Raw genomic sequence first — 12,134 nt, forward strand, 5'->3', positions numbered from 1 at the left:
AGGAGGGGACTTGTCCCCGAAGAGATCGGGCGGGACGCTCGATCTATCTGATCGGGCATCGTTGCCTGAACCAACGTCTTCCCGGACAAGTCCGGTCCTACCGGGATGACGTCAGGTCTGCGGTTCAGTATTTAACCACTCCACCATCCCCAATCCAGCTGCGCGGCCGCTGGCGAAACAGGCGGTCAGCAGATAGCCGCCGGTGGGTGCTTCCCAGTCGAGCATCTCGCCTGCGCAGAACACGCCGGGCAATGGCTTGAGCATCAGGCGTTCGTCCATGGTTTCGAAAGTCACGCCGCCTGCGGTGCTGATTGCTTCGTCCAGCGGTCGCGCCTTGACCAGCTTCAGTGGCAGGGCTTTCAGTGCCTTGCTTAGCTGAGCGGGATTATCGAATGCCTCTTTCGAGGCCAGTTCCCGAAGCAGCGCAGCCTTGACCCCATCAATCCCCAACTGACTGTGCAGATGCTTGGACATCGAGCGGGAACCACGAGGTCGGGCCAAGGATTTTTCGATGATCGATACGGTTTTGCCTGGCAACAGGTCGATATAGACTGTCGCCGCCCCGCGCTGATTGATCAGCTCGCGAATCTGCGCCGACAACGCGTAGATCAGACTGCCTTCGACGCCGGTTTCGGTGAGCACACATTCCCCCAGGCGCGCGGCCTGACCGGGCAGACCCATGGCAATGTTCTTCAGCGGCGCACCGGCGAATTTGCTGCGCAGCAACTCGCTCCAGCCGCCTGTTTCGAAGCCGCAATTGGCCGCTTGCAGCGGCGCGACGCTAACCCCGCGTTGTTCCAGCCACGGCAGCCACGCGCCGTCGGAGCCCAATCGCGCCCAACTCGCGCCGCCCAGCGCCAGCAGCACGGCATCAGGATTGATCGACGTTTCGCCGTCAGCGTTGGCGATCCGCAAATGACCTTGCGCGTCCCAGCCCAACCAGCGATGCCGTGTATGAATCGCCACGCCGGCCTCGCGCAGTCGCCTGAGCCAGGCGCGCAGCAAGGGCGCGGCCTTCATGTCGGTGGGGAAAACCCGACCGGTGCTACCCACGAACGTCTCGATGCCCAGCCCGTGAATCCACTCGCACAGCTGATCGGAACCAAAACTGCGCAGCATCGGCGCGATCTGCGGCGCACGTTCGGCGTAGCGCGACAAAAACGCCGGGTAAGGTTCCGAGTGAGTGATGTTCATGCCGCCGACACCGGCCAGAAGAAACTTGCGGCCCACTGACGGCATGGCGTCGTACAGATCGACTTTGATCCCCGCCTGACTCAGCACTTCGGCGGCCATCAAGCCAGCAGGGCCGCCGCCGATGATGGCGACTGAGGATTGGGATTTGCTGGCGGGGCTGGTCATGGCGGATTAGGCATCTCAGTCGGAGGGGACTTGTCCCCGATGGCGTCGGATTGACCAGCATCATACAGCCTGACCCAGCCCGGTATCTGCGCCGACCTCTTTCCCGGACAAGTCCGGTCCTACCGATTTCGCTCAACACGCAATCGGTAGGAGGGGACTTGTCCCCGATGGCGTCGGATTGACCAGCATCATACAGCCTGACCCAGCCCGGTATCTGCGCCGACCTCTTTCCCGGACAAGTCGGGTCCTACCGATTCGTGCAAACCGGTAGACTTGGACTCGTCCCCTCCTACCCGTGTTGAAAATCGTGTGGCATACCGCTCACAACCCCTGCGAAACCCAAACCTTCTGCGCGCTGTGATGCAAAATCCCGTGGCGGCGCGCCAGGGCTTGGCGATCCTTGCTGTAGCCGCCACCGATCACGCCCATGACCGGGATGTCCCGGTGCAGGCAGTGGCGCAACACGGCTTCGTCCCGTGCGGCCACACCCGCGTCGGTCAGTTTCAGGTAGCCGAGGGCGTCGTCCTGATGGACATCGACACCCGCGTCATACAACACCAGATCTGGTTTATAGAACGGCAGCAGATAGTTGAGCAGATCATCGACGACTTTCAGGTACTCCTCATCGCCCATGCCCATGGCCAGCGGGATGTCCCAGTCGCTGTGGGCCTTGCGGGCCGGGAAGTTCTTTTCGCAATGCAGCGAGACGGTGATGGCGTCTTCGGTGTCCGCCAGAATCCGCGCCGTGCCGTCGCCCTGATGCACGTCGCAATCGAAAATCAGCACCTTGCTCACGCGGCCGCTCTGCAGCAGGTATTGGCTGATCACCGCCAGGTCATTAAAAATGCAAAAACCGGCGGGATAATCGTAATGCGCGTGATGGGTGCCGCCCGCCAGATGACAGGCGAGGCCATGTTCGAGAGCCTTTTCGGCGGTCAGCAGCGAGCCGCCGACCGCGCGTACAGTACGGCGGGCGAGGGCTTCGCTCCACGGCAGGCCGAGGCGGCGCTGGTCTTCCCGGGACAGATCACCTTCCATATAGCGGCGAATGTAGGACGGATCGTGGGCCAGGGCCAGAATCTCGTTCGAGCACAATTGCGGACGCAACAGTTGCGCATCGGTCGTCAGGCCGCTGTCGATCAAGTGATCGCGCAGCAGGCGGAACTTATCCATGGGGAAGCGATGGTCAGCCGGGAAGTCCGGGCTGTAATCCTCGTGATAGATGAGCGGCAGGGACATTTTGCGTCCGTTGAGAGGTCGAAGCCGGATAGTGCCAGCATTGCTCGTATCCGCCCAGCTTTGCGGTCCAACCGAGCGCAACACCGGCCGACTTATACACTGATTGGTCAGACAGGCTGTCTAGGAGCAAACGATGGAGCCAATACTCAAGCTCGAGAGCGCACGACTGTTGATGCGCCAGTGGCGAGATGACGATTTGCCAGCATTTGCCGCCATGTGCGCCGATCCGCAGGTGATGCGCTATTTTCCAGCGCCGCTGACTCGCCTGGAAAGCGCGGCACTAATCGGACGCGTGCGTGGGCATTTTGCGGAGCTGGGCTTTGGAATGTGGGCGCTGGAGCGTAAGGACAGCGGTGAGTTCATTGGTTTCACTGGCCTTTGCGTGGTGGGTTTCGAGGCGCATTTCACCCCGGCGGTGGAAATCGGCTGGCGCCTGGCTCGCGAGCATTGGGGCTTCGGTTACGCCAGTGAAGCGGCCTGGACCGCTCTGGGTTGTGGGTTCGAGCGCCTTGGGCTGGAGCAGATCGTGTCGTTTACCGCGGTCAGCAACCTGCCGTCGCAAAAAGTCATGCAGGCCATCGGCATGCAGAGCGATCCTGCGGAAAACTTCGAGCACCCGAAACTTGCGCCAGGGCATCCGCTCAGGCCCCACGTGCTATATCGAATCAATCGCCAACAATGGCTGAAAACCCTGCAAGCTTGATCGGGAGCGCTGCGTTAATTTCTGTATCATTTCAATTTTGTCGCGCTGAACGGGCGATCAAGTTTTGGTTGAGGAATGATGAATGAGCCAAGTATTGGATGATCTGGTCGAGCTGCTGACTCTGGAGCCCATTGAGGAAAACCTGTTTCGCGGCCGCAGCCAGGACCTTGGCTTTCGTCAGTTGTTTGGTGGCCAAGTGTTGGGCCAGTCGTTGTCGGCCGCCAGCCAGACCGTAGAGGACGAGCGCCACGTGCATTCGCTGCACGGTTACTTCCTGCGCCCCGGCGATGCCGGTTTGCCGGTTGTCTACCAGGTGGATCGGGTGCGCGATGGCGGCAGTTTCAGCACGCGTCGGGTCACGGCCATTCAGAAAGGCCAGCCGATCTTCACCTGCAGCGCTTCCTTCCAGTACGACGAGAAGGGCTTCGAGCATCAAACTTCCATGCCTGAGGTGGTCGGCCCGGAAAACCTGCCTTCGGAGCTGGAGTTGCTCCAGCAACGCGCGCACCTGATTCCCGAGCACATGCGCGACAAGATGCTCTGCCCCAAGCCGATTGAGTTTCGTCCGGTGACGGCGTCCGATCCTTACAATCCGCAGCCTGCGGAGCCGGTGAAGTATGTCTGGTTCCGCGCTGATGGCACGCTGCCGGATGTTCCCGCGCTGCATAAATATCTGATGGCCTACGCGTCGGACTTCAATCTGCTGACCACTTCGCTGCTGCCGCATGGCAAGACGGTCTGGCAGAAGGACATGCAAGTGGCCAGTCTCGACCATTCGCTGTGGTTTCATGGCGACCTGCGCGCCGATGACTGGCTGCTGTATGCGATGGACAGCCCGTGGGCGGGCAATTCCCGTGGGTTTTCCCGAGGTAGCGTCTACAACCGCGCCGGTCAGTTGGTGGCTTCAGTCAGCCAGGAAGGCTTGATTCGCCATCGCAAGGATTGGGTATGAACCTGAACGGAATTCACCACTGGGTGTTCGACATGGACGGCACCCTGACCCTCGCGGTGCATGATTTTCCAGCGATCAAACGGGCGCTGGATATTCCGCAGGATCACGACATCCTCGGTCATCTGGCGGCATTGCCCGCGGATATCGCTGCGGCCAAGCACGCCTGGTTGCTGGAGCACGAGCGCGAACTGGCCTTGGGTTCGCAAGCGGCGCCGGGCGCGGTGGAACTGGTGCGTGATCTGGCGGGGCGTGGTTATCGGCTCGGCATCCTGACCCGCAATGCGCGCGAGCTGGCGCACGTGACCCTTGACGCTATCGGCCTGGCGGACTGTTTTGCGCTGGAGGATATTCTTGGCCGCGACGAAGCCGCGCACAAACCCGATCCCGCAGGCCTGTTGCATCTGGCGCGCGGCTGGCAGGTCGAGCCGTCGCAAATGGTCATGGTCGGTGATTATCGCTTCGACCTGGACTGCGGCCGCGCAGCCGGAACCCACACCATTCTGGTCAATCTGCCGGAAAACCCATGGCCGGAACTGACCGACTGGCATGCGCAGGATTGTGTGGAGTTGCGCGGGTTGTTGGCCTGAAGCACGGCAAAAAAACCGTAATTTGGCGGCGCCTGCTGAACCCTGTAAGAGCCAACTTGTTGGCGAGGCGCAGGTCCTGCGTTGTGAGGAATATCGCCTCGCGAATAAATTCGCTCCTACAGGGGCAACGTAGCCCTGTAGGAGGGGACTTGTCCCCGAAGACGCCCGGGCAAGCGCTGACGATGTGCTCGGCATACCCGCCGCCTCGCGAATAAATTCGCTCCTACAGGGGATATGCGCTGTTCAGTGAGCGGGATTTATCCCGATTCCGTTGGAGCGAGGCTTGCCCGCGAAGGGGCCGTTTCAGGCGACATAAATACGTCGATTGAAATTCTGATTCGCGGGCAAGCCTCGCTCCAACGGGTAAAGTCAAAGCGGCTTGAACAACACCGCCTGACCTTCCGGCGAAGTGAAGATGCCGTCGCCGTTGTGGCCGACATTCGGCACGATGATCAAACGCTGGTTCAGGCCTTCCGGGTGGCGCTTGGTCAGGTAGTTGAAGTAGTTCTGGCCACGCGCCAGGCGGAACGCGCCCTGGGCTTCGGCGCCGCAGGTCTTGTCCAGCGCGGGATGATTGGGGTTAGTGTCGAGTTCACCCAACAAGTACGTGACATCACGTTTGACGTAGCCCTGTTCGATGTCGGCCGGGTTCACTTTGCCCGCATAGGTAGGCATGTGTTTCAAACCGTACTTCCAATCATCAAAGCCAGGGCACTGCGCCGCTGTTACCGGCAATGGCCGTTCGGCATCGAACCAGGCGTAGCTGGACGGGTTGGCAATCACATAACGCAGCTTGATGCCTTCTTTGCGTAGCAGCACGTCTTCCTTGCCGCCAAGCATCACGTAGCGCTGCACCACCTGCGCGCCGCCGGAATGGCCGGCAATCACGATTTCCTTCAGATTCGGGTACAACTTGCTGTCGCTGAGGCGGCGCAGGATATGGTCGATGACGATGAACGAACTGACCGGCTTCGGCCCGACAGCGGTGTCGCCCGCCATCCAGTCGTTACCGTGCCAGCGCAGGATATTGTCCGCCAGGTGGTGAGCGACCACGTCCTTCTCATTGAGAAATTGCGGCGCGATCAGCAATGTCTTGCTGCGTTGCTTGGACTGGTTGGCCGCGCGCTCGATGCTGCGCAGGTAGGTCTGGGCGTTGCGCAAACGGCCATGCAGGACGATGACCGCGCGCTCGATCTGTGGCTTGGGCCGAAGCCATTCCTGGCTCAGGCCAAGCGTGGCCTGCACGCCATTAATGGTCAGACGATCCGGACTGATTGATTTGACCGCCTGATCCTCGGCATGAGCTGCAAAACTCAGAAGGGCGCTTAACGACAGGACCAGAAGCGGTTTCATCATGTGATCAGAGGCTCTTTGCTGCGAACGTGTCGCACTGATTGATTTGGCCTTGGGCGAAGCCGGTCTTGAACCAGCGAACCCGTTGAGCGGAGGTCCCGTGCGTGAACGAATCGGGTACTACGCGGCCTTGGCTTTGCTGCTGTAAACGGTCGTCGCCAATGGCGTTGGCCGCGTTCAGCGCTTCTTCAATATCACCGGGTTCGAGCCAGTTCAAACGCTTTTGCGCATTGAAAGCCCAGACACCTGCCAGACAGTCGGCCTGAAGTTCCTGGCGCACCAGCAACCCATTAGTGCCTTCCATTTTCTGGCCCCGTTGACGGGCTGCCTGAACCTTATCTGAAACACCCAGTAACGTCTGCACATGATGGCCTACTTCGTGAGCAATCACATAGGCCTGTGCGAAATCTCCTGCGGCTTTAAAACGCTGTGACATTTCCCGGAAGAACTCCATGTCCAGGTAGACCTGCCGGTCTGCCGGGCAGTAGAACGGGCCGCTGGCCGACGACGCAAAACCGCACGCTGACTGAACCTGGCCGCGAAACAGCACCAGTTTCGGATCCTGGTATTGGCGACCGTTAAGCTGGAAGACTGCGCGCCAGGTGTCTTCGGTGTCGCCCAGAATTGAACGGACAAACTCGGCCTGTTGATCGTTGGCGGGTGGCGCCTGGGTGGTTTGTGGGCGGACCGCCGCAGGTTGCTCGCTCAGCTGGCCGGTGATCTGCCCGAGAATCTGCATCGGATCCTGGCCGGTCAACAGGCCGATCGCGACAATGATGACGATGCCGCCGATCCCCAATCCTTTGCCACCCAAGCGCATCCCACCGCCGCCGCTACTGCTGTCTCGCGCATCTACCACGTTGTCGCTGCGGCGACCTTTTTTCCATAGCATGTGGGAATCCTCTGCTTATCCTTTAATGAGTTTCGCTGCTAGGTCGGGTATCCGCCAGTCCGATTATCCGGGTTGGCGAAATGGGTGACGTTATGCGGCGAAGCTTCGACGGATAAGTAGAGATGTTTCGGTAGGTATTAGTTCGCCATTATCCGCACTGGATTCAGCTTCGAACCAGCTCGTGTTCGGCCTTGACCGACTGAATGAATGCCTGCATCGCCGAAGATTGAATGCGATGGCGGCGGGTGATCAGGCCGTAAGGCGGCAGGCGCGCTTCGAATTTGATCGGCAGCACGGCCAACAGATCGCGGCCCGGATAGTCTTCAACCACTGAAAGCGGCGTGACGCCAAGCATGTCGGTCTGCTGCACCAGCGACAGCAGGGTCATGATCGAGGTGGTTTCGACGATGCTGCTGGGGATATCGACCCGCGCGTTGTGAAACACCTGATTGATGATCGAGCGCATCGGGCTGGGATGTTGCTGCAGCACCCAGGTCATGTTCTGCATCTCTGCCCAACTCAGCTGGGTCGCCTTGGCCATGGGATGTTGCGCGCCAGCGACCACGCACAGTTCCTCTTCGCCGAGGCTGTCGAACAACAGTTCTTCGGCGCGCGCACCACCGGGAATGCGCCCGAGCACCACGTCCAGTTGATCCTGCAACAGCGCCTGGACCAGCACGTCGCTGGTGTCGACCTGAATGCTCATCGACAGACGCGGGTGGCTTTTCTTCAAGTCGGCTATGGTGCGGGTCAGCAAGCCCGAAGCCAGCGCCGGAATGGCGCCGACTGCAACCCGGCCGAGGTTGCCGGATTCCAGCGCGACGAGTTCTTCGCGCATGCCGCTCAGCTCGGCAAACACCATGCGCGCGTAATAGATGACGGTTTCCCCAAACGGCGTGGCGCGCATGCCGCGTGGCAGGCGCTCGAACAGCTCGACGCCGAGCAAGTCCTCCGCTTCGTGGAGCATTTTGGTGGCGGCCGGTTGGGTCATGCCGATGTTGTCGGCGGCGCGGCGCAGCGAGCCCAACTCCTGCAACGCCAGCATCAGTCGCAACTGGCGCAAGCGCAGGCGGCTGTGAATTACATTGGCGTCGGGAATTCGGGTCATGGAAGAGGGCTCGCAAGAAGGACTGGCGCGAGACTGACAAGAAACGTCAGCCGTTGCCAGCCCCTTGCTGCTTACAGAATCGATTTCGGTTTAGCCGGATGGCGCGTGCGCCAGCCAATTGCGTGCTGGATAGCGCCGGAAATCAGCGGCCAGAACAGCATCAACAGCGCCGCCGTGGTCAAGCTGCCGACCAGCGGGTTGGACCAGAAAATGCCCAGTTGCCCGTCAGAAAACAGCATCGACTGGCGGAAGGCGTCTTCGGCCTTGTCGCCCAGCACCGCCGCCAATACCAATGGCGCAATCGGGTAACCGAGTTTCTTGAACAGATAACCCAGCGCGCCGAACCCCAGCATCAGGCCGACATCGAACAGCGAGTTATGCACCGAGTACGCGCCAATCGCGCAGACCATGATGATGATCGGTGCAATGATCGAGAACGGAATGCGCAGGATCGAGGCAAACAGCGGCACGGTGGCCAGCACCACGATCAGGCTGACGACGTTACCCAGATACATGCTGGCGATCAGGCCCCAGACAAAATCATGCTGCTCGACGAACAAGGTCGGGCCGGGATGCAAGCCCCAGATCATCAGGCCGCCGAGCATCACCGCAGCCGTGGCCGAACCTGGAATGCCCAAAGTCAGCATTGGCAGCAGGGCGCTGGTGCCGGCCGCATGGTCGGCGGTTTCCGGGGCGATCACGCCTTCGAGTTCGCCTTTGCCGAAGTTGTCGCGGTTCTTCGAGAAACGTCGCGCCAGGCTGTAGCTCATGAACGAGGCAGCGGTCGGCCCGCCCGGCGTGATGCCCATCCAGCAGCCCACCAACGTGCTGCGCACGATGGTCAGCCAGTAGCGCGGCAATTTCGCCCAGGTGCGCAAGATCACCATCGGCGTGATGCGCGCATGTTCGCCTCGGAAGACCAGGCCTTCTTCAACGGTGCAGAGGATTTCGCCGATGCCGAACAAACCGATCACCGCGACCTCGAAGCTGATCCCGGTCATCAGGATCGGTTGATCAAACGTCAGGCGCAGGTTGCCGGACACGGTATCCATGCCGATGGCGGCCATGGCGAAGCCGATCATCATCGCCACCATGGTTTTCAGCGGCGGGTTTTTACTCATGCCGATAAAGGTGCAGAACGCCAGCAAGTACACCGCGAAGAACTCCGGCGAGCTGAACGACATGGCGAACGCCGCGATGCGCGTCGACAAAAAGGTCAGCAGCAACACACCGGCCAGTGCGCCGATCAGCGCCGAGCTGAATGCGGCGGTCAATGCTTCGGCAGCGCGACCTTCGCGGGCCATTGGGTAGCCGTCAAACGTAGTCGCCACCGATGACGGCTCGCCGGGAATATTGAACAGAATCGAGGTGATCGACCCGCCAAACAGCGCGCCCCAATACATGCAGGACAGCAGAATGATCGCCGAGACCGGCGACATGGTGAAGGTCAATGGCAGCAACAGCGCGACACCGTTGGGCGCGCCAAGGCCGGGCAATACGCCGACCAGAATGCCCAGCAGCACGCCAATCACCATCAGGCCGATATGGCCGGGGGTGAGAATCAGGTTCATGCCTTGCAGCAGGGAATCGAACTCGCTCATTGCAGTGATCTCCCGGCCATGGCCAGCCAGTCACCGAACGGCCCGGCATGCAGCGGCACCTTGAACCACAAGGCGAAAATCAGATAGCTGGCCAGTACCGCGCCGCCGGACACCGTGCAGATCATCAGCTTGCCGTAAGGCTTGGCACGAACCCGGTCACGCCACATGAACCAGGCAATGAAGACCGCCGAAGCCAGGTAAATGCCGGTGAACGGCATGGCCGCGACAAACAGCGCAATCGGAATGAACACCGACAACACCTGACGAAACTGTTCGCGGCTGACGAACGCCACGCTCAGCGCGTGCCAGCGAATCAGCGTCAGGGCGATGTTGCCCAGGCTGGCGCAGCTCAACAGCAGGCCAATGTAGAAAGGGAAGTAGCCCGGCTCCGGGCCGGAATCGCCCCAGCCGATGCCTTGTTCAAGGCTGCCGTACATCACCACTGCGCCGAGCAGCAGGGTGAACAGCGCGAGGCCAAGCTCGACCCAACGGGTGCCGACCAGCGCGGATGTTGCAGAAGAATGGGGCATGAGAATCACCTCCCGAGAAAACTGCCGGGCCAATGCCCGGCAGTGGGTCAAATCAGTCGCGCAACCAGCCGGCATCCTTGAACACTGGCGTGACGCGGGCCGTGTCCTGCTGGATGTAAGCGGTCAATTGATCGCCTTCCAGGAAGGTCGGGACCAGGGCGTTCTGAGTGACATACGCCTTGAATTCAGGCGCCTCGGAGACTTTGCGCATCAGCTCGATATAGAACGTGCGCTGTTCGGCAGTGACTTTGCCCGGCATGAACACCGTGCGCGGGAAGCGATACTGATCGACGCCCAGGCCTTGTTCGCGGCAAGTCGGCACGTCGGCCCAGGATTTATCCCCGGCGACTTTTTCGGTGTAACCCATGCGTTCCTTACTGAACACGCACAGCGGTTGCACCTGATCGCCGCGCCATTGGCTGATGCTTTCGCTCGGGTTGTTGACGTTGGCGGCGATGTGTTTGCCGGCCAGCTGCGTGGCGGCTTCACTGCCGCTTTTGAACGGGATGTACACCAGTTTGCTGCCGGTGGTCTTGTTCAGCAGCAGGGTCAGGGTCTGGTCGACGTCCTTGGACTGGCTGCCGCCCATGCGCAGTTTCGAGGGATCGGCTTTTACCGTCTCGTAGAAACTTTTCGCGTCTTTCCATGGCGCGTCTTTGTAGGTCCAGAGGATGAAGTCGTCTTCGGCAACGGCCGCAACCGGGGTCAATTCCTGCCATTGATAACCGAGCTTGGACACCAGCGGCAGCAGATAGATGTTGTTGGTGCCGATCACCAGTTTGTCGGCATCGCCTTCAGACATTTTCAGGTCCAGGAAGGCTTCGGCGCCGTTACCGCCACCTTTATTGAGCACGATAGTGTTCACGTCGAGCAGCTTGTGGGTGGTGATGATCGACTGGATCAGACGGCCTAACTGATCGGTGCCGCCGCCAGGACCGCCAGCCACGATGATCTCGACATTCTTGTCCGGTTGCCAGGCGTTGGCGATGGCGGGAAGGGCGCTGGCACAAAGCAGGGAGCAGCCGAACAGAAGACGGGACGCGCGTCGAAGGGATGCGGTTCGCATAGTGAAACCTCTATTTCTTGTAATTGTTTTTTGAGCGATTCGTCCGACTTGGGCGTCGGCAAATCTTGGGTCGAGTGTGGGAAGCTATGACCTCGGCGTCTACTCAAAACATCAGATACACCGATAGCCTGGGGTTATCGCAGACACAGAAAGACATATCCTTAACTGGAGGCACCACCTCCTGATCCACTGGCGTCTTCGGGGACAAGTCCCCTCCTACCGGGCGTGCACAAATCAGGTAGGACCGGACTTGTCCGGGAAAGCGTCGGGCCTGCCGAGGAAAATCTTCAGCGCTTGCACCGGCGTCTTCGGGGACAAGTCCCCTCCTATGTATGGACTCGCCCACACTTTCAACCTGCTTTTGAACACTGCTACCCGGTTGCATCTATGTATAAGGCCTGTTCGAGGAAGCATCATCGGCTTCTGGCCAACATTGGATAAGCTCGCGGTATGCCGATTACAGTAAGGCCTCAAAGGGCCAGTAGGAGGGCAGGCATCTATCCGCGACGGTCTGACCTGGGGTCAATGTTCTTCAGCAGCGGTTGCGGTTGGCCAACCGTACCGCGGCTCCTTTTTGACCGTGGCGACTTAACCAGCGCCGCAAGCGGTGGTCATCCGGATGCTCCGAATCAGGCCGCACCTGCCTCAATACCGCGTGTGCCCCTTGAATAGCCAAGCTGCGCAGGTAGGCATCACCGCGTTTACACATTTTTCCCAGTCGAACTTTTTGCCCGCTGCTGTTCT

At 60.2% G+C, this 12,134-nt stretch carries 11 protein-coding genes and 1 pseudogene; 3 read left to right on the top strand and 9 right to left on the bottom strand.

Going from position 1 to position 12,134, the window contains the following annotated elements:
- Positions 1–111 precede the first annotated feature (111 nt).
- A complete protein-coding gene (locus AFK24_RS21005) occupies positions 112–1,359 on the bottom strand; it encodes a TIGR03862 family flavoprotein (RefSeq protein ID WP_065835059.1) in 1,248 nt (415 codons plus the stop codon).
- Positions 1,360–1,680: 321 nt separating this feature from the next.
- On the bottom strand, positions 1,681–2,598 hold the full coding sequence (locus tag AFK24_RS21010) for a histone deacetylase family protein (RefSeq protein ID WP_065835060.1): 918 nt from the start codon (positions 2,596–2,598) through the stop codon (positions 1,681–1,683).
- A gap of 133 nt (positions 2,599–2,731) precedes the next feature.
- Between AFK24_RS21010 and AFK24_RS21015 the strand changes: the two genes are divergently transcribed.
- From AFK24_RS21015 to AFK24_RS21025, 3 genes are all read left to right on the top strand, one after another.
- Positions 2,732–3,301 (top strand): GNAT family N-acetyltransferase, encoded by a 570-nt coding sequence (locus AFK24_RS21015; RefSeq protein ID WP_065835061.1) that lies wholly within the window; start codon positions 2,732–2,734, stop codon positions 3,299–3,301.
- Between the two features lie 82 nt (positions 3,302–3,383).
- Positions 3,384–4,253, top strand: coding sequence for an acyl-CoA thioesterase II (gene tesB, locus AFK24_RS21020; RefSeq protein ID WP_065835062.1), 870 nt, complete (start codon positions 3,384–3,386; stop codon positions 4,251–4,253).
- Positions 4,250–4,840, top strand: a complete 591-nt coding sequence (locus AFK24_RS21025; RefSeq protein ID WP_065835063.1) for an HAD family hydrolase — start codon at positions 4,250–4,252, stop codon at positions 4,838–4,840. The genes tesB and AFK24_RS21025 overlap by 4 nt, the downstream gene beginning before the upstream one ends.
- A gap of 369 nt (positions 4,841–5,209) precedes the next feature.
- Here AFK24_RS21025 and AFK24_RS21030 read toward each other — a convergent pair whose 3' ends face one another.
- From AFK24_RS21030 to AFK24_RS30100, 7 genes and pseudogenes are all read right to left on the bottom strand, one after another.
- Positions 5,210–6,196 (bottom strand): hypothetical protein, encoded by a 987-nt coding sequence (locus AFK24_RS21030; protein WP_065835064.1) that lies wholly within the window; start codon positions 6,194–6,196, stop codon positions 5,210–5,212.
- Positions 6,197–6,200: 4 nt separating this feature from the next.
- Positions 6,201–7,085, bottom strand: coding sequence for a KPN_02809 family neutral zinc metallopeptidase (ypfJ, locus tag AFK24_RS21035; RefSeq protein WP_065835065.1), 885 nt, complete (start codon positions 7,083–7,085; stop codon positions 6,201–6,203).
- A 163-nt stretch (positions 7,086–7,248) separates the two neighbouring features.
- Complete coding sequence (locus AFK24_RS21040; protein WP_065835066.1) at positions 7,249–8,193, bottom strand: LysR family transcriptional regulator; 945 nt, start codon at positions 8,191–8,193, stop codon at positions 7,249–7,251.
- Between the two features lie 71 nt (positions 8,194–8,264).
- Complete coding sequence (locus AFK24_RS21045) at positions 8,265–9,794, bottom strand: tripartite tricarboxylate transporter permease (protein WP_065835067.1); 1,530 nt, start codon at positions 9,792–9,794, stop codon at positions 8,265–8,267.
- Positions 9,791–10,324, bottom strand: coding sequence for a tripartite tricarboxylate transporter TctB family protein (locus AFK24_RS21050; RefSeq protein WP_065835068.1), 534 nt, complete (start codon positions 10,322–10,324; stop codon positions 9,791–9,793). Before AFK24_RS21050 ends, AFK24_RS21045 begins: the two co-directional genes overlap by 4 nt.
- A 52-nt stretch (positions 10,325–10,376) precedes the next feature.
- Positions 10,377–11,390 (bottom strand): Bug family tripartite tricarboxylate transporter substrate binding protein, encoded by a 1,014-nt coding sequence (locus AFK24_RS21055; protein ID WP_065835069.1) that lies wholly within the window; start codon positions 11,388–11,390, stop codon positions 10,377–10,379.
- A 541-nt stretch (positions 11,391–11,931) separates the two neighbouring features.
- Positions 11,932–12,134, bottom strand: a pseudogene (locus AFK24_RS30100) (transposase); the annotation flags it as partial.

The organism is Pseudomonas syringae (assembly GCF_001698815.1).
Lineage (GTDB): Bacteria > Pseudomonadota > Gammaproteobacteria > Pseudomonadales > Pseudomonadaceae > Aquipseudomonas > Aquipseudomonas syringae_A.